This is a genomic window from Rhodococcus sp. D-46, assembly GCF_011290655.1.
Lineage (GTDB): Bacteria > Actinomycetota > Actinomycetes > Mycobacteriales > Mycobacteriaceae > Rhodococcus_F > Rhodococcus_F qingshengii.
Map to the genome: position 1 here is coordinate 580,303 of NZ_JAANTF010000002.1, position 25,259 is coordinate 605,561.

The window sequence follows — 25,259 nt, forward strand, 5'->3', positions numbered from 1 at the left end:
GTACGCCACCTCACCCGCACCGTTACCGGTGTTCGTGAACGAAAGCGTGTACTTGATGTCCTGACCGGCAACAACATTCGAACCCGACACCGGATCAGAAGACTTCACCACAGCAATCTTCGGAGACAGAACCGGATGCTCCGTCGTCACCGGCGGAGGAGTGATCTCCGGACCCGTCGGCGGCTTCGCAGTACCGGTGACCTTGTTGTTGATCAGAACCCCGCCGGCAACACCATCGTTGATCTTCACCTGATAAGTCAAAACAACAGACTTACCCGGCTCCAGAACACCAGTCCACGAGAGCGCCGTCCCCGAGAGCGTCGGAGCAGCGGCAGCAGCACCGTCGACTGTCGCCTTGAGCGAACCGTCCACCAACGTCGCGTTGTCGAGAACCTTCGACAGATCATCGGTCAACACAACAGGATTGAGCGTCGTCTTACCGGTGTTCGTACCTGTCACCGTATACGTGATCGTCTGACCAGCATTGACGCCGGTACCCGACGCAGGATCGGCAGTCTTCGCGACAGTGAAACCGGGAACCGAGTGATTCGTCTCAACCGGCGGCGGAGTGATGTCCGGACCGGTCGGCGGCTTCGCAGTACCCGTGACCTTGTTGTTCAGGACCGTACCCGCAGCGACACCGTCGTTGACCTTCACCTCGTAGGTCAGGACAACCGACTTGCCGGCTTCGAGAACGCCAGTCCACGAGAGCGTCGTACCCGACAAAGTCGGAACAGCCACGGAAGCTCCGTCAATGGTCGCCTTCAGCGAACCAGGAACGACAGCAGCATTATTGAGGACCGCACCCAGATCGTCATTGATCTGTACCGGATCAAGCTTCGTCTTGCCGGTGTTGGTGCCGGTGACGGTGTACTTGATCGACTCGCCGGCCTGAACCGTCGAACCGGAGATCGGATCGGCAGTCTTCGCCAGCGTAAAACCTGGAACCGAGTGATTCGTTTCCACCGGAGGAGGAGTGATGTCCGGACCGGTCGGCGGCTTCGCAGTACCGGTGACTTTGTTGTTCAGAACCGTTCCCGCGGCAACGCCGGCATTGACCTTCACCTGGTATGTCAGAACAACAGACTTACCGGCCGGGAGATTCGCGGACCACGACAAAGTGCTGCCCGAAAGAGTCGGAGCAGCAACAGGAGCACCGTCGATGGTCGCCTTCAGCGAGCCCGGAACGACAGCAGCATTGTTGAGAACCGCACTCAGATCATCGGTGATCGTCGCGGGAGTCAGGGCCGTCCTGCCGGTGTTGGCACCGGTGACGGTGTACGTAATGGTGTCGCCGGCCTGAACCGTCGAACCGGAAACCGGATCAGCCGTCTTGGTCAGCGTGAAACCAGGCATGGGATGCGTCGTGCAGAGATTGGTTGCAGGATCACATGTTGTGGGGGGAGTTGTAGTCCCCGGAACCAGATAGTTGTTCAGAACTTTGTTGCCGCCGTCTTTGACAGTGACGGTGTATGTGACTGTCCCCTTGCCGCCGGCCGGCAAGGTGCCGCCGACCTTGATCTTGTCGGCGCCGTTCAATGCGGCGGTGAGTCCGCCGGTTGCAGCACCGACCGCAACTGTTCCGTCATCAATGACGTCGGCGAGGTAGTCCGTGTAGTCGATCGTTGCCGGCGCAGTGCCCGGATTCTCGAAATTCAGAGTGTAGGTGATTGATTGGCCGATATTGACCGTCTCACCGGTAGGTGGTGACGACGACTTCTTCACGAGAACCGGGGTGTTCTTGACCTTGCAATACACGTTGTCACCCGGTGTAAGTGCTGCCTGCGCAACGTCACCGACCCTGAGGGCCTGGGTCACGCCGTTTACCTGGCAATCCCACGATGTCGCATAGTTCGCGGTCTTGGTCGCCGAGGTAGTTGGCTTCTCCCAGAACGTGACGGGGGTGGGCGTGGTATCTGCGAGGAGCGTCCGCCAGCCAGTCGATGCCGTCGTATCAGTCGCACCGGTCGTGGTGCTCTTGATCTCGGTTGCTGCAGCGGCGCCTGCATCAGCGTGGTGTCCGGTGCTCATGCCGATAGTGAAATCGTCACCGGGGGTGACGCGCGTGAGGTCCTTGTCGATCTTGACCTTCGACAGCAGCACACCGAACGCCAGGCCCTGACGCGAGGTCGCCTGAACGGTATTTCCGAAAGTGGCTGCGAAACTTGTCGGAGCAGTCGATGCAACGACCAGCGTTCCGGGCGTGCGCCCCTGGCCATTGACGTTGTTCCACGAATCGCATCGGACGGTATTGGCTGGCATACCCGTCAGCCCACCGTCACAGGCCCGAATTCCGGGGTAGGCAGGATCACTGTCGTCACCGACGGTACGTGCGATCTGCCGTAGAGGCTTGTCCGAATTGAAAGTGAGGAATTCACGGTCGTTCGTAGTATTGATATTCGCGTCTGTCGACTCGGCGTCGGCTGCTACGAGCCCGTAGTTGTTGACGGCGCCATTCGGCCCCGTCATCACGATGTTCTTCAGCGAGACTGTTCCACCGGACTGACCAGCGGTGGCTGAGGTTTGGTAGATCGCCGGCTTGATCGTCGTCGGCACACCCGTGTACGCGGAAGTTCCCAACGCTGCATAGTGCAACGTGGGAAATGCCTTCGTTTCGATCCCCTGGTGTGTCTTTCCCGCTACCGAGTCGGTGAGGAAAGCCTTGAAGTTGATCTTGTAACCGTCGGTGAGCTGGATTTCCATCGACTGCCCTGCCGCAGAAGCAGCCGTTGCCGCATCGAGCGTCGACATATCGATCCAGCAGATGTTCTGCGAGAACGGACCGGTGCCGGGGGCGCTGAATGCGCAGCCTTTTGCAGGCTGTTCATCCGGAAGAACAGCGGCGCGAGCCGGCGCCTGAGCCTGAACGGGGCCGCCGAGCGTCGCGGCCGGCTGCGCTGACGCAACCACTGCCGTCGCGCCGGAGATACCGAGAATCATCGCGATGGCGGTCCATACCACCGTCCACGCTCGCACCCAGGGCGGGAGCCCTGCGGTGAATATGGCCGACCTTGTCGGCGGTATGTCGTTAGGCATTTCTTACTCCCCAGGATGTGCCTGATCGATGTTCGATGGACGGAGATGCGAGAGCGCTGGCGCGAACTCCCGGTTGATCGGTTGGTTCGGGTCGATGCGCCTGTTTTCGGCTGATCGACCTCACACCGGACGCTGTTGCCGGTCCTGTCATTCGAGCTCCTCTTCGGAAACACCTGCGTGTTGGAAGAGCCGTCCTGAACAGGACCTTGGCCCTCGAAATCCGCGCAAATCGAGAGCAACCTTCCAGTTATCAGAAACAAGATAACAGATAACCGGGAGCTTGCCCATCGAAAGTCGGACAAAGCAGACCGATCGACGTTTTTGTTCGTAGATCGGACAAGCTTCGAGGAGCAGTGTTGTCCGAGCGGACAATTCAGCCCTCGGAGTGCGGCACCGCGGCGAACGCGATGACATTCAACGTTTCCGCTGACCAGATCGGGTGACGACCAACCTCAAGGAAGGTACGGAATCTGGACAAATGCCCAATATGGATAAGGCCTGTTGGATGCGCCACAGACCCTCGAACGACGGTCGGAAACCCCGTCCTGAATGGAGTCCGATCACCCGTGCGAGCACGTCGAAATTGATCGAATTGATCCAGACCACACTCAGCGACGGCTGCCGGTAACGAAGCATCCCGAGGCTCCGATAATTGGATTGCGAGGCACCAACTTCGCCCGAAACCGGGCGGCCGCCTTCGATTCAAACCCAACTTCAAGTCCGTTTTGTAGCTTTTCAGGCAGAGCAGTTCTGCTCATTTTCTGCCATAGCTATTTTCTGATCCTGCTCAGCTAGTCGAAAGTTCAGCGACCGTGGCTACCGCCCGGCAGAATTCTCGTAACTGACGAGCAACAACCGGACTAACCAGCCAAGCGTCACAAGAGTGCCAAAAAGGGCCCTTCCGCGTGCCTCGAGGCAAATGCATCGAGGGCGAAAGGGCCCGAACCGGGCACCACGGAGCCAAAGGCCCCGCCGCAACCTAGCTGCTGCCGAACCCCACACTGTTGGCGTAGCGATCGAAATCGCCCTGGGCTCCGCTGTAGACGTTGATATCTGTGTTTCCGGTGATTCCGGGGATGCGTCCGGTGCTGGTGTACTGCCAGAAAGTCCAGTTGGACCAACCGCCGGGTAGCGGCCCCGGTGCGTTCTGCCCGTTGTAATCGGCGATCCACAGCGGGTAGTGGTTGAACTCGGTGGTGTTGGCCATCTGAGTACGCCAGAAGTTGGGATACGTGTAAATGATGGGCTGCCGCCCGGTGAGTGTCTGGACTGTATTCAAGTAGCGATGAGTCCAGTCGATGACCTGCCCGGCGGGCAGTCCCTTCGCGTCCTCGAGATCCAGAACGGGCGGGAGGTCACCAGGTCCGTTGATACCCAGGACGATCGCCGAATAGAAGGCGGCCTGGGCTTCGGGGGACTGGCGAACGTCTGCGTAGTGGTAGGCCCCGCGCGAGACGCCGGCAGCACGCATGACCAGGCAATCCTGGATGAAGTACGGATTGACGTAGTTGAGCGACTCGGTGGCCTTGACCATCGCGAACTCGTGCCCTGACGCCTTGACCTGGAACCAGTCGATTCCGGTTCCGTCCACGTGTTGCCACGAAGAGACGTCCGGGCCACGGGGAGCGTCGGCAGCGGCGAGGCCAGGTGCCGTGATCGCGATGGCAGCTGCCATCGCGATCGGGGTGAGCTTGCCCAGTGTCCTGACGATCCGTCGCTCGACCATTTCCCGAGACTAAGGTCGACTAGTCCGTTTTGTCCCCTAATTCAAGGAATGTTCACTCAACCGAGCCAATCGAGAACAGCCGCAGCGGTCCACGACTGTTGCATACTGCCCAGCGGCTCACCGGTGAAAGGCTCGTAGTATTCGGCAAAACTGCCATCGCTGGCCTGCCGCAAACCCTCCGAACGCAACACGTGCGATCTCTCGGCCCACCCCCGACGCGCGAACGCCCACGAGAACAACCACGTGATCACCGGCCACACCGGGCCACGCCAATACTCCCGCGGGCGGAAATCGCCGGAAACCGGAGACGTCGACGGTGGGACAGCAAACCGCATGTCCGGGTGACCACAGAATTTGGGCCCCTCGAAAGTGCGCAACAGAGCGCGCTCGGCATCGCGGCTCAGGCCGCCGCACAGCAACGGCGCAAACATCGCGATGGTTTCGGTATGAACCCATCGCCCGGTGCGAAGATCGAAATCCTTTGCTGCACCTGATCGTTCATCGGTGGTGGCAATCACGCCCTGCCGGAATCGATCTGCCCAACCGCGCAGATCACGGACGTCGGAGTTCGGCCGCGAATGCTCCTCACCGATAGTTGCCAAGACGTCGCATGCCATCGAGAAAACCGCACTGACAAACACGTCCTCGACGGCAAAACTCATGGCAGTGGCGAGTTGAGAATCCTCGTACCGCACGGCCTTCATCTCTTCGAGAAGCCAAAGGTAGCGGTCGTATTCGTTATCCGTGGGCCGCTGAGACAGGTCCGTCACCACAGCGAGATCAGCACGCTGATACGCAGGCACTTGTCCCGCAACAACATTCGCGTACGCCAGATCCCACCGCGGAGAGTTGTCCATCCCAGATTCCCACCCGTGATAGAGCGCGATACGGCCGTTGCCGTCGAGATCGCGGGCCTCCGCCAACCACCGATGCCACCGAACCAGATCGCTCCAGCGCCGGTCGAGGAACTCTTCCGCGACCGCACGCGTCGTACGTCCGTGCCGACGCGAATGATCGAGAATCCGCTGCACCGCGATCGCGTGAACGGGGGGTTGGGTGATTCCCGATGTAGCGGTACCCAAAGGAGCATGCGCTGCCAACGCATTGACATCCCACCGCGTCGGGCCGGGGAAGTAGCCGTCGACACCGTTCGCGAACACGATGTGCGGAATCATTCCGTTCTTCCACTGAGCCGAGAGCAAGGTATCGAGCTCTACTACCGCCCGTTCGACGCTGAGCGGCGCCAGACCTACCGCCACGAACGCGGCGTCCCAGCTCCACATGTGGGGATACAGCTTCGGGGCAGCGCTGGTCATCGTGCCCAGGTCGTTTCCGCGCAGCAAGTAGGCAGCTCGGGCGGCGAGCTGAGTCGGGGTGAATCCGCGGTCGGCCATAGATGTCTATTTTGCGACGCGTCGAGCCTTTGCGCTCACCGAGCACGAATCCGGCGCTGCAGCCGCAATAATGAAGGAAGTCCGTCAGGTGATCTCGGAGTGGAGGCCTAGTGCGCGAGAAGATCAAAGCACTGCTGTTCGACGTCCAGGGCACAGCGACCGATTTTCACAGCACACTGTGCCGAGAGGCCCGTCGAATCACCGACGCCGACGTGGACTGGCCAAGATTCGTCAATCTCTGGCGCGCTGAGTACTTCGCGAACACCTCCGAGGCCGACGACTCCACAGGCGAATGGGTGACAGTACATTCGGTGTACCGCGAGGCTCTGCGCAAGCTGTTGGCCCGCGAGAGCATCGAACTTTCCGATGCCGAACAGGAAGAACTCACCACCGCCTGGAAATTCCTGGACCCGTGGCCCGACACTGTCGCCGGCCTGACAACCCTGCGCCAGCAGTACACAATCGCTGCCTTGTCCAACGCCGACGTGAATGCCGCAGTCAGCATCTCCCGGCACGGAAATCTGCCATGGCATGCCGTCTTCACTGCCGAAATGGCCGGCGTCTTCAAACCAGATCCGAAGATCTATCACCTGGCTGCTCGATATCTCGGGTACGACCCGGCCGAGATCATGATGGTTGCCAGTCACAAATATGACATCCGGGCGGCCAAAGCTCTCGGATTCCGCACAGCCTTCATAGCTCGACCACTCGAATTCGGAGCCAGGGGCAATCCCGATGTGTCCTTCTCCGACGAGTTCGACATCAACGCCGAGGACTTTCTCGATCTGGCAGCGCAATTGGTCCACTGATCCCGTGCCTGCGCGTCGTTGCTGGTATTCCTACGTGAAGGAATATCGAAACGGACAGGCGGTTTGGAATTCATGGGCACCAAGGAAGACAGCGCTACCCGCGAACGCAAGGCCCTGCGGTACTCGCTCGTGGTCGCAACGGCGTTGGCTGTGCTCGCCGCATTCTGGGGCTGGATCTCGCAGTCCCAGGTGATCCTGCTCGACGGTGTGTACGCCCTCATCGGAATGGTGTTGACGGCGATCTCACTGCGGGTCTCGCGGATAGCCGACTCGGGCCCCACCGCACGCTTCCCGTTCGGAAAGGAGGCATTGATCCCGGTCGTCATCGCTGTCCAGGGCATGGCACTACTGGCGACGCTCGCCTACGCCGCAGTCGAGGCAGTTCGTGTCATCCTCGCGGGCGGAGTCGACGTCACCGCGGGGTCTCTGGTGGCATACGGCGCTGTCAGCGCAGTGGTGTCGATCATCATCTGGCGCTACGTCGGACAAGTCGACCGCACATCTGATCTGCTCGTCGCCGAAGCCAGGCAATGGGGAGCGTCGGCTGCCTTCAGCGCGCTGGTCGCAGTCGGTGCTGTCGTCGCAATGATCCTGGGCCGCACCGATTTCTCCGACGCCGACCGATATGTCGACTCCGTCTTGGTCCTCCTCGGCTGCGCGATGCTGGTCCCGCAACCGTACGCACTTCTGCGAACCGCACTGATCGAACTCCTCGAAGGTGCTCCCGGCGAAAACGTTCAGGCCCGCGTGCACGATGCCATCGCCGTCGTCCGCGACGAATTCGGTTTGGACGAACCGACTCTCACCATGAGCAAGGTGGGTCGCAAGCTGTATGTCGAAGCGACGTTCATGGTCGCGCCACACAGCTGGGACATCGACGGTGAAGACGCAGTACGACGCTCGTTCGCCACCAGCCTCGCCGATCTCCCCTACGAACCGTGGCTGAACATCGAACTGACTACAGATCCGGCGCTGATGCTCTAGCGACGGAATCTGCTCTCGAACAACAGAATCACGACGGCCGGGCCCACCTCACCTTCTCGAAAAAGCCCTTGACTCGAAAGTATGTTCGAGTATAATGGGAGGTGGAACGGGGGGTTCTCATGACGATCAACATCACCGAAGATGCCGTCACCGACGTGGTCAACAACTCCGCCGTGGGTGTGCGCGGACGATTGTGGCGGCTTCACCCCAGCGACGTCCGCGAGATCGCCATCACCGCGTCAGCGGAAATCCTTCGCCTGGAAGCCATTCGAGTGGCCGCCGTCGACACCCTGACGTTGAACCCGGACGAACAAGTACTCTGCTACCGCGGCACCGGACAATGGCTCGCGAACCACACCATGCTGCAGATCTCCACCGGCAGAAGAATCGCAGCCCTGGGCAAAGCGCTACGGTCGTTTCCCGAGATCGAAGACCAATTCGATGCCGGTGACCTCACTTTCGAGCACGCAGCACTGATCGTGGCGTTCTGCGAATCCCCACCCAAGGCAATGCCCGACGCCGCACTACCGTACTGCCGCGACACACTCCTCGCCGCAGCATCGGGAACCGAAGCAACCACCGTCAAACTGCGCTACGCCATCAGCGTCCTCGAGCACATGTTCGAATCCGACGACCCACCACCAAGCGAAGACACCGACCGCAACGAACTGCGCATCTCCCCCACCCTCAACGGAAGAGTCGCCGTCCGAGGCGATTTCGACGGAATGACCGGCGAAATGCTTCTCTCCGCCCTCTCCAACCTCTCCATGCCCCCCGCCGAAGACGGCACACCCGACAAACGACCCGCCGCCACACGCAACGCAGACGCCATGGCAGAACTCATCCGACGCTACCTCGACAACGCTGCCACCGGCATCGACGGCGGCCAACGCCCACACCTGAACGTGCACATCAACGCCAAAGACCTGGCCTACCACCGTGAATGCGCCACAACGGGTGATGGCTCAACACCTGTCCCGTCCGAGGACGACGATCCCGGCATGCTGAATCTCGACTTTCACGATCTCGACAAACAAGATCTCGATGTCGGCCACATGCCCTGGATGGGTCCACTGAGCGTCGGCCGCACCCGCATGATCGCCTGCGACTGCATGCTCTCTAGCGTCCTCCTCGACGGAAACGGTGCCCCACTCGACGTCACCCCACTGAAAAGGCTTGTCACCGCAGCACAACGCACCGCCCTGATCGCCCGCGACAAAGGCTGCGCCTTCCCCGGCTGCGACTGCGTCCCCGCCTGGACCGACGCCCACCACATCAAACACTGGGCCAAAGGCGGACCAACCGTCATGGACAACCTGGTCCTGCTCTGCCGAACCCACCACACCCTGATGCACCGAAAACCCGGATTCACCGGCAAATGGGAAATCCGAATGGGCACCGATCACCTGCCCTGGTTCATCCCACCACCGGGCATCGACCCCGACCGGAAACCCCGCCGCTCCACCACACGACTCTGAACCCGGAGGTCACCGAGCACACGCCTCGGTGACCCATTCCGGCGTGCTCTCAATTGCCCGCCCACTCCAAAAGATCTTCGGCGGTCCAGGTATTGATCACCCGATCGGCTTCGACACCGCACTTTTCGGCCCGGTCACAGCCGTATCCCTGCCAAGCCAGCTGACCGGGGGCATGGGCGTCAGTGTCGATGGAGAAAAGACAATCGAGATCGCGGGCCAACTCGATCAAACGCGAAGGCGGGTCACGACGCTCCGGTCGGGAATTGATCTCAACGGCTGTGCCTGATTCGCGGCAGGCCTCGAACACTTTCTCCGCGTCGAACTGCGACTCGGGCCGGGTTCCGCGAGCACCCTCGACAAGACGCCCGGTGCAGTGTCCGAGAATATCGACACGCGGGTTTCGCACTGCAGCAAGCATTCTGCGGGTCATCGCCTCACGTTCGGACCGCAGCTTGGAGTGGACGCTCGCCACCACGATGTCGAGTTCGTCGAGCAGATCGGGATCCTGGTCGAGTGAACCATCCTCGAGGATGTCCACCTCGATTCCCGTGAGGATGCGGAAGGGAGCCAGTTCGGCATTCAACCCGGCTATCACGTCGAGTTGAGACCGTAGACGCTCCGCGGACAGCCCGTTGGCAACTGTGAGGCGAGGCGAATGGTCGGTGAGGGCGCAGTAGTCATGGCCGAGTGCTGCTGCGCGTCGCATCATTTCTTCGATGGGGCTTCCACCATCGGACCAGTCGGAGTGGGTGTGGAGGTCGCCGCGGAGGGCTTGTCGCAATGGGCTGTCGCCGATGGGCTCAGCCTGCCCCCGCAGTTCCTCGAGATACTCGGGGATGCCGTCGTACGACTGAGCGATAATCGTGGCAGTCTTCGGCCCGATGCCGGTGAGGGCCTTCCAACTGTCGGCTTTCCGGCGAGACTCCTTCTGCTCGTCGGACAATCCTGAAAAGACCTCCGCAGCTCGGCGATAGGCCTTGACGCGGTGCGTTTCAGCGCGTGATCGTTCGAGCCAGTAGGCGATCTCCCGAAGCGCTTCATCCGGTTCCATGAGACCACTGTTCCGTCAGCAGCGGCTCGCGGCAACCCTTGATCCCCTTACGCTGTGAATATGGACGACCCGAGAGCACGATTTGAAGCCGCGCGGGTGGCTCACCTGGCAACGGCAGATGCGGCCGGCGTTCCGCACATCGTGCCGCTGGTATTCGTCTTGGTCGGCGGCACCGTCTATTCCTGTGTCGACCACAAACCGAAAACCACGACCGCTCTTCGCAGGCTCCGGAACATCACCGAGACGGGGCGCGCAAGCCTGCTGGTCGATCATTACGACGACGACTGGTCCGCGCTCTGGTGGGTCCGCGTCGACGGACATGCGGAGGTTCTCGACCCCGGCACCAAGGAGTCCGAGAGCGCGATCGATGCTTTGGCCGCAAAGTATCCGCAGTACGTAGATCACCGACCGCACGGACAGGTCATAGCTGTCCGCGATGTGGAGTGGTCGTCATGGTCCGCAGCAGCCTAAGGTTCTGTCCTAGTGTTCAAGGAGCGAAAGTGATTGCAACACTCTCAATTCGGACAAATTGGCGGGGGATCGATGAAACGACGGCAGTTACTTCAGCGCGCAGCCACAGGTCTGGCGCTGGTAGCGGGACCTCAGGTGATCGACATGGGTAGCAGTTCCGGAAGCAGTCAAGACGCAACAAGCCCGTTGAACGAACAGTTGTCGGTTGTTTCGCTCGCACACGTGAACGACCCGGCGACGACACCGGTTTTTCCAGGCGACCCCGAGTTCACTCTCGACACAGCGGCCACCATCGCAGACGACGGCTACTACCTCCAGTACGTCAAGGAAGGTGAGCACACGGGCACGCATTGGGGCGCACCCGCACACTTCCAGGAAGGCGGCCTCACAGCCGACCAACTCGATCCGGCGGACCTCTTCCTCCCCGCAGTGAAGATCGACATCCGGGACAAGGCTGCCGCCGATTCGGACTATGCGCTCACGGTCGCGGACCTGCAGGAATGGGAAACGCGCAACGGCAAGATCCCCGATGGAGCGGCCGTAGTTCTCTGGACCGGATGGGAATCGCGCTGGGGTAGCGAAGAATATGCCAACTCCGATGCCGAGGGCGTCACCCACCAGCCCGGCTTCTCGGTGGACGCGGCGCGGTGGCTGATAGACACCGGCCGTTTGGGCACCCGCGGAGCATTGGGAACCGACACGTTCGGTCCCGACCTCGGAAACGACGAAACCTACCCCGTCTCGACAATCCTGTACGACAAGCATCGAATCAGCCTGGAGAACTTGAACAATCTTGCCGCCCTGCCAACCACCGGGGCTAGCATCCTTGTCGGTGGTGCGATCAACAAGGCCGGATCGGGTTCACCGGCAACGATTTTCGCACTACTACGGCGATAACCATTTGCGACGGTCGCCGTAGACAACGACCGCGCCCTTCCCACTTCTCTTCGCCTCGTACATCGCCGCATCGGCCTGGCGAAGAAGAGTGTGCGCGCTGAGCGGTTCGTCCCCGAACTCGAACTGCGCGGACTCGAAATGCGCGACACCAACGCTCGCACCCACCGACACCGATGTGTCTGCAGTCTGATCGGACCTGAGCGCGTCGACGATCCGGCGAGCCACGACGACGGCGTCGTCGATCGTGCCCTGCAGGAGCACTGTGAACTCGTCGCCACCGAATCGGGCGACAAACGCACCCTCGGGAACCGCTTCGCGCAGACGTGCTGTGAGAGCAACCAGTAACCGGTCGCCGGCCGGGTGCCCGTATCGATCGTTGATCTGTTTGAAGTCGTCCAGATCGACAAGCATCAGCACCCAATCGGAGTTCGTCTGGCGATAGTTTTCGATGGCGCTCGCAAAGTGTTCGTCGAACGCGGCCCGGTTTGCAAGCTCGGTGAGTGGGTCGTGATGTGCTCGGTACCTCAGCTCGTCCTGGGCAGCGGAGATCTGTTGAAGGAGCGCGTCGTTCTCGAGGAGCGTGAGTATTTGGCGCACCAGCGCGAGAACCAACACGCCGACGCCGAGTATCACGACCACGGCATCGAGGTTGCCGACGATCAGCGCCTGAACAGTCACGATCGTCGCGATCACCGCGATCAACAGATACGGCAGCAGCAACTGAGTCCGATCGCTTCGCCACTGCTGCGGCGCGTTGCGGTTCCGAGGCTCGGTTCGCTTCGTCAGCGCCGCCAAGGCGATCAACGGCGGCCCCGCGATGAACCCGGCATCGGCGATGGTCGGCATACTCTCGGCGCCGATCGCCACCAAGTACGCGTACAGGCTGTCCGATAGGGAGAGCATCACCAACCCGCACCCGAGGAACGTCAGCGGTTCACGGATCTCTGCTACGGCCTTCGGTCCGATGACCATCAGCAAGACCATGGCGATCAGAACGAAGTCGGTGATCGGATACATCACCGCGACAAGAAACCCGAGAGATCCCGTCGGACCGGTATGAACGACGGCGCCCAGGGCGGTCGTCCACGTGAGGATGAACAATCCACCGACAACGACAAGACCGTCGAGCGTCAGCACGAGCCAGAGATGGATCGGACCGATCGCCTCACGCCGGGGCGACTGACGCACCAACGACAGAAGCGCCGGCACGGCGAACACCGGGAACATGAAGAAACCGATGTCCGCGATCGACGGCGACGGAAGTGGAACGTGGAGAACCGAGCGGTAGAACGCCCAGAAGAACATCCCGAGAGTCCAGCCGGCCATACCCAGAGCCATCAGAGTTCGCCAACGCCGCTCGACGCCGTGATAGCGCCGCGATGTCCACCAACAGACCGCAGTTGCGGTGGCTCCGCCGACGAGCTGGGCGATATCGTCCACCAGAACCGAAGTTCGTGGGCTGAGCAGCCCGGATCCGGCGAGAGCGATGACCGCGACAACGACGCCGAGAACCAGCCACGTGCGTCGCGCTCGGAACTGCGTCATCGAAGAACCCATCGGTGTTCAAGGCGTCACCACCGATCGTCTTGCAGCCGGCATCGTTGCGGCCGGAATGTTCGTGGTGACGAATGCCCGTACGAACCTACCCGATTTGGTAGCGGATTGTTAACTGGACGAACGATCAGGAAGGCTCGTACGCCGCGGCGCTGTATTCCGCTCGGGTCCTACGCCGCTGCGAGGTCCATTTCGCGATCACCCCTTGCGACGGGCTGAACAGGTACACCAGAGCGAACACGATGCCCTGCGTCATGACGACCATGCCACCGGAAGCCGTGTCGAGATAGTAGCTGACGTAGATACCGGCAATCGCGCAGACTGCGGAAACGACGGGAGCTATCACCAGCATCCGCGAAAACTTGTCGGTGAGGAGGTAGGCCGTCGCGCCGGGGATGATCAGCATCGCCACCACCAGCACGACGCCGACGGCTTGCAACGCCACAACGGACGTGAGTGCGAGGACGCCGAGTAGCAGCGCACCCAGGCGCTTGGGCGAAAGACCTATCGCGTTCGCATGGATCGGGTCGAAGGCGAACAACGTCAGATCACGACGCTTGATCAACAGAATGCTCAACGCCAACGCGCCGAGTATCGCGACCTGCAGAAGATCTGACGAGCTCACCCCCAGCAGGTTGCCGAAAATGATGTGGTTGAGATCGGTCTGGCTGGGGGTCACCGAGATGAGCACCAAACCGAACGCAAAGAGAGTCGTGAAGACGATACCGATCGCGGCGTCTTCCTTGACGCGGCTGGTGTTACGGATCAGTCCGATCAGGGCTACGGCGATCAACCCGAAGATCAAGGCCCCGATGGCAAATGGTGCGCCGACGACGTAAGCGAGGACAACACCCGGCAGCACGGCGTGCGAGACGGCGTCGCCCATCAACGACCACCCGATGAGCACCAACCAACAACTGAGCACCGCGCAGACAACCGCTGCCACAACCGCAACGGCCAACGCGCGCACCATGAATCCGTACTGGAGAGGATCAAGTAGCAGTTCTACGAGGTTCATCGATCAGGTCCTGTCCATCACGTCGAGACCGAAAGCCAGGGCGAGGTTTTCCGGTTGCAGCACGGTGTCCGGGTCGGAATGCACCAGGACCTTGCGCATGAGCAGTACCGCCTCGTCGCAGAGTTTCGGCACAGCGTGGAGATCGTGGGTCGAGACCAAGATCGACCGGCGGTCGGAAGCCAACTCTCGTAGCAGCATCGAAATCGTTGCCTCGGAACGCTTGTCGACGCCCGCAAACGGCTCGTCCAGCAACAGTATCGACGCGTCCTGAGCGATGCCGCGTGCGACGAACGCGCGCTTCTTCTGACCACCCGAGAGTTGACCGATCTGACGATCCGCAAATTCGGTGAGTTCCACCCGCTCGAGGGCCTCTGCCACCGCCTCGCGATCTGCACGCCGCGGACGTCGCAAGAATCCGAGGTGGCCGTACCTGCCCATCATAACGACGTCACGGACGCTGATCGGGAAGGTCCAGTCGACGTCTTCACTCTGCGGCACGTATCCGACGCGGCCGCTCTTGCGCGCAGTGGCTGCGTCGAGACCGGCGATTCTGACAGAACCGTGGTCCGGCTTGATCATCCCCATGATCACTTTGAACAGAGTCGACTTTCCTGAACCGTTCATGCCGATCAGTCCGCAGACGCTTCCGGAATTCAATGTCAGATCGACGTGGTCCAGTGCGTGGACCTCGCCGTAGTGAACGCTGACGTTTTCGACGCGAATGGCTTCGTTCATGATTTACCGCCGGTCAGACCGCCGAGGATGACGTCGGTGTCGTGGCGAATCATGTCCAGGTAGGTGGGCACGGGACCGTCGGCTTCGGACAGCGAATCGACGTACAGCGTTCCGCCGAACTTCGCGCCGGTCGCCCCGACAACCTGCTGCATGGGGGCATCCGAGACCGTCGACTCGCAGAAGACGGCGGGAACGGAATTGGCTCGGACGAAGTCGATCGCGGCGATGATCTGCTGCGGCGTCGCCTGCTGCTCGGCATTGACCGGCCAGATGTACGCCTCGCTGAGTCCCGCGTCCCTGGCCAGATAGTCGAACGCACCCTCGCAACTGACGAGTGCACGCTGACCTGCGGGCAATGCCGCCAGCCCACTGACCAGGCCGTCCTGAACTGCTTGCAGTTCCGCCTTGTACTTCGCGCCGTTCTCCGCAAATGCCGAGGCGTTGTCCGGGTCGAGGTCGCTGAAAGCAGTCACCATGTTGTCGACGTAGATCTGCGTATTCAACGGAGACATCCATGCATGCGGATTGGGCTTGCCCGCATACGCGTCGCCGGCGATCGGAATGCCTTCGACGCCGTCGCTGACCACGACGTGTGGCACGTCCAGTCCGTTGACGAATTTCGCGAACCACGCCTCGAGGTTCATGCCGTTGTCGAGGATCAGATCGGCTTCGCTCGCCCGCCGAATGTCTCCGGGCGTCGGCTCGTAGCCGTGAATTTCGGCCCCCGCCTTGGTGATCGACTCGACGCGAAGATGATCGCCGGCAACGTTCTGGGCGATGTCCGACAGCACGGTGAACGTGGTGAGCACCACCGGGCGGTCGTCGTCGGAGCCAGAACTCACCGCAGAACAGCTGGACAGAAGCAGGGCGGCGAGGGCGGCAATTCCCAGGCGGCGGAAGTTCTTCGCGTCGCGTGTCGTCATGGTCGAACTCTAATATGTGGGTAAACAAATACACAAGTTCGCCTCGCCGAACAATCTCCACTCGATAAGCTCGGGCCATGCGTCCTACTGCCTTGATCACCGGTTCCAGTCGCGGCCTCGGAGCTGCCATCGCACGCGAACTGGCGCCGACACACGACCTGCTGCTCGGTGCACGATCCGCGCAGGCCCTCGAGCCGATCTGCGCCGAACTGACCGGATCGACGCCTCTACCCCTCGACCTCACGGACTACGACGCCGTCGCCGCCGCCGCCTCGTCCATCACGACGCTCGACGTGCTGGTACACAACGCCGGCGTGGCCGACATCGGAACCATCGAGGAATCCTCGGTCGATCAGTGGCGACGCACCCTCGAGGCAAACGTCATCGCCGTCGCCGAACTCACGCGGGTTCTCCTGCCCGCGCTTCGTGCGGCCGGAGGTCACGTCGTGCTGATCAATTCGGGTGCCGGACTGCGCGCCAACGCCGGTTGGGGCTCGTATGCGGCCAGCAAGTTCGCCCTGCGCGCTTTCGGAGATGCGTTGCGCCTGGAAGAGCCGGCACTGCGGGTCACCTCCATTCACCCCGGACGGATCGACACCGACATGCAGCGCGACATCGTCGCCGGTGAGGGCGACGAGTACGACCCGGAGCGCTTCCTGAAAGCCTCCACTGTGGCGCGTGCCGTACTCACTGCCGTCCAAACACCGTCCGACGCACACCCTACGGAGATCGTGCTTCGACCTACCGGCCGGTAAATCCCCAGTTCGGCGGTAACGGAATGGTGACGATGGCCATCCGGATATCGCTTTTCCGGGCACTGGCCCGATACTGACATCAGTTGTCGGACAAAGAGACTGGACTTGTCTCAGGAGTTCATCGAGAGGTGGTGTGCGATGCATGATCATACGGATACATGGGGGATCCCCAGCCAGACTTTCCTTCAGTGGTACCTGGTGGCGGCTGCCGTCGCGATCGGACTCTCGCTGTACAGCCGAATGACTGCGCGCCGGTCACCGGTGGTCGTCGAAGCTGTCCGTCGGCCGCTCACTCCTCCCGAGATCGGCGCCTTGACCAGTGACTACCAAGCGGTGCTGGCGTCGATGGCTATTCTGCGCAGCGCCGAGCTGATCAGCACCGAAGGCAAGACCAAGCTGGCACTCACTGCGGAGGACAAGAATCGTCTCGACTGGTTCACCCGTACGGTGCACAAGCGGCTCGGCAACGGAAAGGTCCCGCTGCGGCAGGTGCGTCTGATGGGACGGCTGAACGTCGCACTCGCACAACTACGTACGACGTTGATCGACGAGGGATATTTGCAACGCCAGCAGGACGGTCTGACCGCTGCCCTTCGGACCGTTCCGATCGTGGCGGTCATTGCTCTCGGCTTGGTCCGTCTCGTCGCCGGAATCGCCGGCGGTAAGCCGGTCGGGTTCCTGCTCCTCACCATCATCGTTCTCGCTCTGATGATTCCACTTCTTCGCATCAAGCGTCGTCGGACAGCTTTGGGAGACAGCGAGCTTCGACGCCTCAAGCACGAAAACTCGTACCTCTCACCGAAACTGCGGCCCGCGTACACGAGCTACGGTCCCTCGCTCGCCGGGCTGTCGGCGGCGCTCTTCGGTGCGGGCGCTCTGGTTCTGATCGATCCGGCGCTGGCGGGAGCGGTAGCTGCGGGCGCCGCGTACAGCCCGGGTGGCGGAAGTTCGAGCTACTACAGTTGTGGCTCCTCATCCGGATCATCCGGCTCGGACGGCGGTGGCGGCAGTGGGAGCAGTTGCGGCGGCGGGGGGTGTGGGGGATGAGCACGCATGCATCCGACACCTGGGGGATCCCCAGCGAGGATTTCCTCTACGGCTACATAGCCGTTTCGGCCACGCTCATGGTTCTCACTCTGGGGTGGCGTCTGATGATCCGGGCACGCCGGCACGGGTACTCAACCGAGCACGGGTATTCCGCCGAGCAACTGACGCCTCCGGAAGTCGGAATGCTCACCGGCGAGTCACGCGCCATCGCAGCATCATTGGCAATCCTGCGTAGCGCTGACCTGATCACCACCGACGGCGCTGTCCTGCGCCCGTTGGGCCCTGGCGACGAGACCCTGGACTGGTACACCCTCACCGTGTACCAGCGCCTGGCCCAGCAGGCTCTACCCCATCGTCGGCGCCAACTCGCCGAGCGTATGACGGTGGAAACAGCTCGCCTACGAAACTCTTTGGCGGACCGGGGATACCTGACCTCCGACAGCGCCAGGCGTTCAATCTTTCTCTCCACAGTTCCGCTGAAGATCCTGGTGGCCGTGGGTATCGTCCGCATTGCTTTCGGACTGCACAACGACAAGCCCGTCGAGTTTCTGATTCTCGCCGTACTCGTCACCGGGTTCAGCATCCCGCTGCTCGGGCTCAACTTCGATCGAACCACCTCTGGCAAGGCGGCACGTTCGGAACTGACCACGGCACACGCCTACCTGTCCCCGCGCAACAAGCCTGCCTTCTCCGCCTACGGACCGCGTTTGGCGGGAATGTCCGCTGCTCTCTTCGCCGGTTCGGCGATGCTGATGATCAATCCCGCCTTGGCCTCCGCCGCCGGAATCGGTGCCGACGGCAGCGGAAGTAGCGGGGGTTCGGACGGTGGCGGTTCAGGCGGGGGAGGCAGCAGCTGCAGCGGAGGCAGCAGCTGCAGCGGGGGCGGCGGATGTGGCGGCGGCGGCGGTGGATGCGGGGGATAGCCGCGCCCGGGCGAGCATAAGCGCTGCGGCCGCGGTAGTGATGCCACGTTCCTCGCTCAACGAGTACACCTCGTCCAAGGTTCGACCGATGCCTCGGGTTCGTTCGACGACGTCGTCTTCGTTCCACCCCAGGACTTCTCGCCCCACGAGGTGAAAGGCTCCGCCTGCGTTCGCGACGAAATCAGGGGCACAGAGAACCCCGCGGTCTCGCAGAACCTCACCGGCAGCGGCATCGGTCAAGATGTTGTTTGCTGCGCCCGCCACGGCCAGAGTCGGAATCGACGCAGCCGCAGCGAAATCAATGATGCCTCCCATCGCGCAGGGGGCAAAGAGGTCACACGGTGTTCGGAGGACCTCGCCGGCAGGAACGACCGCGTGCCCCGCGAGAGAAGCCGCCTCGAGGCGCTGCGGGTCCGTATCGGCAACCAGCAGACGTGCGCCAGCCTGCGCTGCGAGACGGACGACGTCGCCGCCGACGGCGCCGAGCCCCTGTACCAGTACCGTTCGGCCGTCGAGTGTTCCGAGTCCTCGGCGACGCGCCGTGGCCTTCATCGCTTCGAACACACCCAGAGCGGTGGCGTGCGCGCTGGAACCGGCGCCACCGTTGCCGACCGAACGCCCGAAGACGTATCTGGTGGTGCGACTGAGCTGATCCATGTCGGAAGAGTTGGTGTTGACGTCGGGACCGGTCCAGTAGTTTCCTTCGAGCTTGTCGATGTTCTCGGCGTGGATGTCGAGGATACGGGTCCAGGTTGCGGCGTCGATCTGATTGCGCGGTGCAGGTAGCGCTATTACCGACTTCCCGCCACCCATCGGCAGATCGGAGACCGCCATCTTCAAAGTCATTGCGCCGGCCAGCTTCCCGGCGTCCGCCAATGCGTGACCGATGGAGGGATAGTGAGCGGCCCGCGTGCCACCCGACGCCGGTCCCAGACGGGTGGAGTCGATTCGAATCACGAAAGTCGTGCCGGTCTCCCGATCATGGCGTGTGACGGTCAGTTCACCGTCCCAGCGCAGTTCGTCGTCGATACTCATTGAATCTCCTTTTCTGTCTCCGGGTCAGTTGTGGGCGTGCAGTGGTGTTCCCGCGAGTGCGAGCATGGCCTCGCCCAACGCTTCGTTCTGACTGGGGTGCGCGTGGATGAAACGCCCCACTTCATCGGGAAGTGCTTCCCAGGCAACGGCCAACTGCGCCTCACCGATCAGTTCGCCGACGCGGTCTCCCACCAGGTGAACTCCGACAACAGGGCCTTTCGTTCCGCTTCGAATCACTTTGATTCCGCCGGTAGTTCGCAGGATCTGACTCTTGCCGTTACCTGCCAGGTCGTAGATGACGGTGGAGACGTCGGCGTACTGCGTGCGCGCCACCTCTTCGTCGAGTCCGACCGATGCAACTTCGGGATGTGAGTACGTCACGCGAGAAATCAGATGTTCGGCGACCGGTATCGGATCCTTGCCGGCAATCTGTTCGGCCACAAAGATTCCCTGCTGGAAGCCTCGGTGCGCCAATGCAAGACCGGGCACGATGTCACCGACCGCGTACACACCGTCCACGGACGTACGGAGGCGTTCGTCGGTGACGACAAATCCCTTGTCGAGGCTGATTCCGTTTTCTTCGAAACCGTCACCGTCCGTGCGAGGTCCGCGGCCGACGGCGACCAACAGTAGGTCGGTGTCGAGTTTCGTTCCGTCGCTTAGTTCGACGCGGACCGAATCGGCTGCTTCTTTCGCGGAAACCATCTTCGTACCTGTCTTGCACACGATTCCGCGTTTCCGGTATGCCCGTTCGAGCTGCTTCGACGACCACGGGTCCTCGGCGGCGATCAGTCGGGGGAGTGCCTCGACGATCGTGACTTGGGCGCCGAACGAGCGCCAGAGGCTTGCGAACTCGACGCCGATGACACCGCCACCGAGTACCGTTGCGCTGGTGGGCACCCGGTCGAGTTCGAGTGCCTGGTCGCTGGTGACGATCCGTCGGCCGAGTTCGATGCCGGGGAGTTCCCGCGGATACGAGCCGGTGGCCAGAACGAGTGATGTTCCGGTGTAGCGGGTTCCGTCGACGTCGATGCTTCGCCCACCGACGTACGTTCCGTATCCGTTGACGATAGTGATCTTGTGTTGCGCCAACAAACCTTGCAGACCGCTGTACAGCCGCTCGACTGTCCCGTTCTTGTAGTCGTGCACCTGCGCGATGTCGATGCCGTCAAAAGATGCCCGGACTCCGAATTGCTCACTGGTGCGTGCCGAGTCGGCCACCTCGGCGGAATGCAGCAGCGCCTTGGTCGGGATGCATCCGCGGTGCAGGCACGTTCCGCCGACCTTGTCCGCCTCGATCAGCGTGACCGACAATCCGAGTTGGGCGGCGCGGATGGCGCAGGCATAGCCGCCCGATCCTCCACCGAGGATCACGACGTCGCTGTGGGGTTCTGCAGTTGTCATCGGAGCCTTGGTCATCAGAGCCTTCCCAGGACGCGGATCGGGTTCTCGATGTAGTCACCGAACAGCCTGAGGAATCCGCCGGCTTCGCCCCCGTCACAGACGCGGTGGTCGAAGCTCAACGAGATCTGAGTGACCTTACGAACGGTCAACTCGCCGTTCACGACCCACGGCTTGTCGATGATGCGTCCGATCCCCAGAATTGCCGCCTCGGGGTGATTGATGATCGGAGCCGATCCGTCGACCCCGAATACCCCGTAGTTGTTGAGCGTGAACGTGCCGCCGGTCAGGCGGGCGGGTTCGAGCTTGCCGTCGCGGGCAAGGTCGGTGGTCACCCGAAGTGTCTGTGCGAGTTCGACGGTGCTCAGGGCGTCCGCATTTCGAATGACCGGTACCATCAATCCCTTCGGTGTCTGCGCGGCGATCCCCAGGTGGGTGCGGGCGTGTCGGACGATCTCGCCTCGAGCAGTATCGACCGACGAGTTCAGTTCGGGGTACTGCGCCAACGCCGCGATCGTCAGCCGAGCCAGGAGCGCCATCAGGCTGATCTTGTCGGAATCGGGCAGTGACTTGTTGATCTCGGCTCGCGCCGCCAAGAGTTCGGTGGCGTCGACGTCAACCCAGGTTGTTGCGTCCGGGATCTCACGGCGGCTGGTGGACAGCTTGTCGGCAACTACCTTGCGTAGCCCCTTGATCGGAATTCTTTGGTCGGTCGCGTGTGACGTTTCCGTTTCCGGGCCGAAGTTTGCCCCGGCCTCGACGTCGGCGCGCGTGATGACTCCGCCAGCGCCCGATCCGGAAATCGTGGCTAGGTCGATACTGTTGTCAGAGGCCAGTTTACGAACAATCGGCGAGATCACACGTACCGACGGAGCCGCTCTGCGGCGGCGCAGAGGAGCATCCTCGCTGGTGCCGTAGCCGATCAGGACGTTGCCCGAACCGGCGCGTTCCTCTTCGCGGTAGCGCTCGTGGTTGGCCGAAACGACCGCGTCGACACTCTCGCCACCACTCACGGTGATCAGCGGTGTGCCCACCTTCAGGGTGTCTCCGTCTTTGCCGTGTAGTTCGATCACGGTCCCGGCGAACGGGATGGGCACATCCACAGCAGCTTTCGCAGTTTCCATCTCGACGACGATCTGATCGATGGTGACCACGTCGCCGACCTTGACGTGCCACTCCGCGATGTCGGCCTCCGCCAGTCCTTCGCCGAGGTCGGGGAGCATGAATACCTGATTGGTCATGCCGTCACCGCCCAACGGGTGTCGGGAGTGTCGTTCCACTGCAGACGGTCGACGGCGTCCAGGACCCGGTCGACGCTGGGCAGGTGGTGACGCTCGAGCTTGGGAGCGGGGTAGGGGATGTCGAAGCCGCTGACCCGGAGCACCGGGGCATGGAGATGGTGGAAGCACCGTTCCTGCACGCGGGCAGCAATTTCTGCACCCACACCGGCAAAACCTTGCGCTTCCTGGATGACGATGCAGCGTCCGGTCTTTCGCACCGATGCGGTGACCGTCTCGTCGTCGAACGGCACTATCGAGCGGATGTCGATCACCTCGATGTCCCGGCCCTCGGCTGCAGCGGCCTCGGCGGACCTCAGTGCAACGTCCACGGACGGACCGTAGGCGATGAGCGTCGCGTCACGACCGGGGCGACGGACGACGGCGCGACCGATCGGCTCGCGTGCGGTCAGGTCGACATCTGCTCGCGCGAAGTACAGCTTCTTGGGCTCGAGGAAGATCACCGGGTCGGGGTCCTCGATCGCCGAACGTAGCAGCGAGTACGCGTCTTCCACCGTGGACGGCGCCACAACCTTCAGTCCGGGTGTGTGCGCGTAGTAGCCCTCACTGGAATCACAGTGATGCTCCACCCCGCCGATACCGCCGGCAAAAGGAACACGAATGACTATCGGAATCGACAGCGCGCCCTTGGTGCGGTTGCGGATCTTCGCGACATGGGAGGCGATCTGCTCGAATGCCGGATAGGCAAACGCGTCGAACTGCATTTCCACGACCGGACGAAAACCGGTCATGGCCATGCCGATTGCGAATCCGATGATGCCGGACTCGGCGAGGGGAGTGTCGAAGCATCGGTCGTCGCCGAAGTCGCGGGTGAGGCCGTCGGTGACGCGGAAAACGCCGCCCAGGGTGCCGACGTCCTCACCGAAGACGACAACGTTGTCGTCCGCGGCCAGAGAGTCGCGTAGCGCGGTGTTGAGGGCCTGAGCCATCGTGAGCATGGGCATGGTCAGTGTCCCCCTGTGTCAGCGGCTTCGGCAGCAAGTTCGGTTTCGAGTTGGGCTTGTTGCTCACGCAATTGCGGTGTCTGCTCGGCGAAGACGTACCGGAACAGATCGAGCGGATCGTGCGGGCGGTCGACGTTCATGCCGGCGCGCAGTGTGGCGGCCGCGGTTTCTGCCTCTGCAGTCAGCGATTCCACGAACGCGTCGTCGATCAGATCGTGTGCGCGCAGATACTTTTCGAGACGCGGCAACGGATCTCGCCCGAGCCAGGCTTCCACCTCGGCGCTGTCGCGGTAGCGGGTGGCGTCGTCGGCATTGGTATGTGCGTCGATGCGATAAGTGTGTGCCTCGACGATCACCGGTCCGTTTCCGCTGCGGACGAAGCGTGCCGCCTCGTCCATGACGGCCAGCATCGCAACGGGATCGTTGCCGTCGACCTGCTCGCTGCCGATCCCGTAGCCGACGCCCTTGTGCGCCAACGTCGGTGCTGCGCTTTGGCGCGACAGTGGCACGCTGATCGCAAATCCGTTGTTCTGCACCAGAAAGATCACCGGCGCCTTGAAGACGGCGGCGAAGTTCAGCGCCTCGTGGAAATCGCCCTCACTGGTGGCGCCGTCACCACAGAGCGCCAAGGCGACGGTGTTCAAGCCCCGTCGAGACTCCCCGTAGGCCACCCCCGCTGCATGCAGCAATTGCGTTGCCAGCGGGGTGCACTGCGGCGCACTGCGCAGTGCGACCGGGTCGTATCCGCAGTGCCAGTCGCCGGCGAGCATGCTCAGAATCTGCACCGGATCGACACCCCGGGCGGCCAACGCCATCGAATCCCGGTAGGTGGGGAAGAGCCAGTCACTCGGCTCCAGACTCATCGCTGCCGCGATCTGACATGCCTCCTGCCCTCGCGAGGACGGATACACGGCCAGGCGCCCCTGTTTGGTCAGCGCCGTCGCCTGCTGGTCGAAACGCCTGCCCAGGAACATCTTTCGATACATCGCGATCAGGCGATCGTCGCTCGGTTTTGCGTAGCGGGCCTCGCTGCGCGTCAGTTCTCCGGCAGGGTCGAGGTACTGCACCGCAGAATCGGCCGGCAGGAACTTCTGATACCGCAGTTCCCCCAAGGGTTCGACAAGTGTCACTTCTACCTCCAGAAGACGTTGTGTCCATCAGTATTCGCACTCCGGCGACGTAATGGCAGCAAGCGTCGAGGATTCAAGACAAACGGCCTATCATGAGGATTCGGGCAGCAATATGTCCATCAACCGACTCGACTACCGAACCAGGAATGGACAGATGGCCACCGAACCGCACGCTCTCGATGCGATCGACCGTCGCATCATCGCCGAGCTGGTCGCAGACAGTCGCATCTCCATGCGTGCACTGGCCGAGAAGGCGCACATATCCCGCGCTCACGCCTACGTCCGCATCGAAAGGCTCGAGGACGCCGGAATCATCACCGGATTCACGACGCGGATCGCCCACGAGAAGGCCGGACTCGGCTCCTCGGCATACGTTGCACTCTCGATCAGGCAGCACTCGTGGCGAGGTCTGGCGGCGTCCTTGAAGGCCCTGCCGTTTGTCGAGCACTTCTCCCTCCTCGGCGGCGACTTCGACGTTCTGGTGCTGGTCCGTGCCCCGGACAACCAGGAACTACGCCACACCGTTCTCGAAGAACTCCAGGGACTCGACGGGGTTCTCTCGACCAAAACGTGGCTGATCTTCGAAGAAGGCAACGGTCCGGGACCCAACTGGTTGCCCGGCTGATCCGTCTATAGTCGCCGTTAGCAGT

Annotated in this window: 22 protein-coding genes; 9 read left to right on the plus strand and 13 right to left on the minus strand. The window is 62.1% G+C overall.

Annotated features, from left to right (window positions below):
- The 3 genes from G9U53_RS07370 to G9U53_RS07380 all read right to left on the minus strand — a co-directional run.
- The coding region (locus tag G9U53_RS07370) for an isopeptide-forming domain-containing fimbrial protein (protein ID WP_242692441.1) at positions 1-3,036 on the minus strand (3,036 nt) is incomplete at its 3' end.
- A gap of 979 nt (positions 3,037-4,015) precedes the next feature.
- On the minus strand, positions 4,016-4,762 hold the full coding sequence (locus G9U53_RS07375; RefSeq protein ID WP_054782289.1) for a glycoside hydrolase family 25 protein: 747 nt from the start codon (positions 4,760-4,762) through the stop codon (positions 4,016-4,018).
- 56 nt (positions 4,763-4,818) lie between these two features.
- Positions 4,819-6,156, minus strand: a complete 1,338-nt coding sequence (locus G9U53_RS07380) for a glycogen debranching protein (RefSeq protein WP_042449890.1) — start codon at positions 6,154-6,156, stop codon at positions 4,819-4,821.
- A gap of 110 nt (positions 6,157-6,266) precedes the next feature.
- Between G9U53_RS07380 and G9U53_RS07385 the strand changes: the two genes are divergently transcribed.
- The 3 genes from G9U53_RS07385 to G9U53_RS07395 all read left to right on the plus strand — a co-directional run bounded on the left by G9U53_RS07385 (position 6,267) and on the right by G9U53_RS07395 (position 9,427).
- On the plus strand, positions 6,267-6,965 hold the full coding sequence (locus tag G9U53_RS07385) for a haloacid dehalogenase type II (protein ID WP_007735269.1): 699 nt from the start codon (positions 6,267-6,269) through the stop codon (positions 6,963-6,965).
- Between the two features lie 72 nt (positions 6,966-7,037).
- A complete protein-coding gene (locus tag G9U53_RS07390; RefSeq protein ID WP_047270088.1) occupies positions 7,038-7,949 on the plus strand; it encodes a cation transporter in 912 nt (303 codons plus the stop codon).
- Positions 7,950-8,068: 119 nt separating this feature from the next.
- A complete protein-coding gene (locus G9U53_RS07395; RefSeq protein ID WP_165638521.1) occupies positions 8,069-9,427 on the plus strand; it encodes an HNH endonuclease signature motif containing protein in 1,359 nt (452 codons plus the stop codon).
- Between the two features lie 49 nt (positions 9,428-9,476).
- Here G9U53_RS07395 and G9U53_RS07400 read toward each other — a convergent pair whose 3' ends face one another.
- Positions 9,477-10,478 (minus strand): PHP domain-containing protein, encoded by a 1,002-nt coding sequence (locus tag G9U53_RS07400; RefSeq protein ID WP_003942580.1) that lies wholly within the window; start codon positions 10,476-10,478, stop codon positions 9,477-9,479.
- A gap of 54 nt (positions 10,479-10,532) precedes the next feature.
- On the opposite strand from G9U53_RS07400, the gene G9U53_RS07405 reads away from it, so the two are divergent.
- Positions 10,533-10,949 carry a TIGR03668 family PPOX class F420-dependent oxidoreductase gene (locus tag G9U53_RS07405; RefSeq protein ID WP_003942513.1) on the plus strand — a complete coding sequence of 139 codons (417 nt, stop codon included), beginning with the start codon at positions 10,533-10,535 and terminating at the stop codon, positions 10,947-10,949.
- A gap of 144 nt (positions 10,950-11,093) precedes the next feature.
- On the plus strand, positions 11,094-11,846 hold the full coding sequence (locus G9U53_RS07410) for a cyclase family protein (protein ID WP_207624107.1): 753 nt from the start codon (positions 11,094-11,096) through the stop codon (positions 11,844-11,846).
- Here the strand turns inward: G9U53_RS07410 and G9U53_RS07415 are convergent.
- The 4 genes from G9U53_RS07415 to G9U53_RS07430 all read right to left on the minus strand — a co-directional run bounded on the left by G9U53_RS07415 (position 11,835) and on the right by G9U53_RS07430 (position 16,076).
- Positions 11,835-13,391 carry a GGDEF domain-containing protein gene (locus G9U53_RS07415; RefSeq protein WP_007729043.1) on the minus strand — a complete coding sequence of 519 codons (1,557 nt, stop codon included), beginning with the start codon at positions 13,389-13,391 and terminating at the stop codon, positions 11,835-11,837. The genes G9U53_RS07410 and G9U53_RS07415 overlap by 12 nt on opposite strands.
- A 136-nt stretch (positions 13,392-13,527) precedes the next feature.
- Positions 13,528-14,418: a metal ABC transporter permease gene (locus G9U53_RS07420; protein ID WP_003942568.1), complete on the minus strand. Its 891-nt coding sequence runs from the start codon at positions 14,416-14,418 to the stop codon at positions 13,528-13,530.
- A 3-nt stretch (positions 14,419-14,421) separates the two neighbouring features.
- Positions 14,422-15,153: a metal ABC transporter ATP-binding protein gene (locus G9U53_RS07425; RefSeq protein WP_165638523.1), complete on the minus strand. Its 732-nt coding sequence runs from the start codon at positions 15,151-15,153 to the stop codon at positions 14,422-14,424.
- A complete protein-coding gene (locus G9U53_RS07430) occupies positions 15,150-16,076 on the minus strand; it encodes a metal ABC transporter substrate-binding protein (RefSeq protein WP_165638524.1) in 927 nt (308 codons plus the stop codon). Before G9U53_RS07430 ends, G9U53_RS07425 begins: the two co-directional genes overlap by 4 nt.
- A gap of 77 nt (positions 16,077-16,153) precedes the next feature.
- Between G9U53_RS07430 and G9U53_RS07435 the strand changes: the two genes are divergently transcribed.
- From G9U53_RS07435 to G9U53_RS07445, 3 genes are all read left to right on the plus strand, one after another.
- The gene (locus G9U53_RS07435; protein ID WP_165638525.1) at positions 16,154-16,831 is read left to right on the plus strand and encodes an SDR family oxidoreductase; all 678 of its coding nucleotides are present in this window, start codon (positions 16,154-16,156) and stop codon (positions 16,829-16,831) included.
- Positions 16,832-16,969: 138 nt separating this feature from the next.
- Positions 16,970-17,878 carry a TIGR04222 domain-containing membrane protein gene (locus tag G9U53_RS07440; RefSeq protein ID WP_165638526.1) on the plus strand — a complete coding sequence of 303 codons (909 nt, stop codon included), beginning with the start codon at positions 16,970-16,972 and terminating at the stop codon, positions 17,876-17,878.
- The gene (locus G9U53_RS07445) at positions 17,875-18,801 is read left to right on the plus strand and encodes a TIGR04222 domain-containing membrane protein (protein WP_165638527.1); all 927 of its coding nucleotides are present in this window, start codon (positions 17,875-17,877) and stop codon (positions 18,799-18,801) included. The genes G9U53_RS07440 and G9U53_RS07445 overlap by 4 nt, the downstream gene beginning before the upstream one ends.
- Here the strand turns inward: G9U53_RS07445 and G9U53_RS07450 are convergent.
- Genes G9U53_RS07450 through pdhA form a run of 5 tightly spaced genes read right to left on the minus strand, consistent with a single transcriptional unit; the run spans position 18,712 to position 24,609 of the window.
- Entirely contained in the window at positions 18,712-19,836 is a 1,125-nt protein-coding gene (locus G9U53_RS07450) for a Glu/Leu/Phe/Val dehydrogenase (protein WP_165638528.1), read from the minus strand. The genes G9U53_RS07445 and G9U53_RS07450 overlap by 90 nt on opposite strands.
- A gap of 24 nt (positions 19,837-19,860) precedes the next feature.
- Positions 19,861-21,255 carry a dihydrolipoyl dehydrogenase gene (lpdA, locus tag G9U53_RS07455; RefSeq protein WP_242692442.1) on the minus strand — a complete coding sequence of 465 codons (1,395 nt, stop codon included), beginning with the start codon at positions 21,253-21,255 and terminating at the stop codon, positions 19,861-19,863.
- On the minus strand, positions 21,255-22,478 hold the full coding sequence (locus G9U53_RS07460) for a dihydrolipoamide acetyltransferase family protein (RefSeq protein WP_165638529.1): 1,224 nt from the start codon (positions 22,476-22,478) through the stop codon (positions 21,255-21,257). The genes lpdA and G9U53_RS07460 overlap by 1 nt, the downstream gene beginning before the upstream one ends.
- Entirely contained in the window at positions 22,475-23,479 is a 1,005-nt protein-coding gene (locus G9U53_RS07465; protein WP_165638530.1) for an alpha-ketoacid dehydrogenase subunit beta, read from the minus strand. Before G9U53_RS07465 ends, G9U53_RS07460 begins: the two co-directional genes overlap by 4 nt.
- Positions 23,480-23,481: 2 nt before the next feature.
- The gene (gene pdhA, locus G9U53_RS07470) at positions 23,482-24,609 is read right to left on the minus strand and encodes a pyruvate dehydrogenase (acetyl-transferring) E1 component subunit alpha (protein ID WP_003942481.1); all 1,128 of its coding nucleotides are present in this window, start codon (positions 24,607-24,609) and stop codon (positions 23,482-23,484) included.
- A 154-nt stretch (positions 24,610-24,763) separates the two neighbouring features.
- Here pdhA and G9U53_RS07475 point away from each other — a divergent pair, with 154 nt between their 5' ends.
- Complete coding sequence (locus G9U53_RS07475; protein ID WP_020971454.1) at positions 24,764-25,234, plus strand: Lrp/AsnC family transcriptional regulator; 471 nt, start codon at positions 24,764-24,766, stop codon at positions 25,232-25,234.
- Positions 25,235-25,259: the final 25 nt, after the last annotated feature.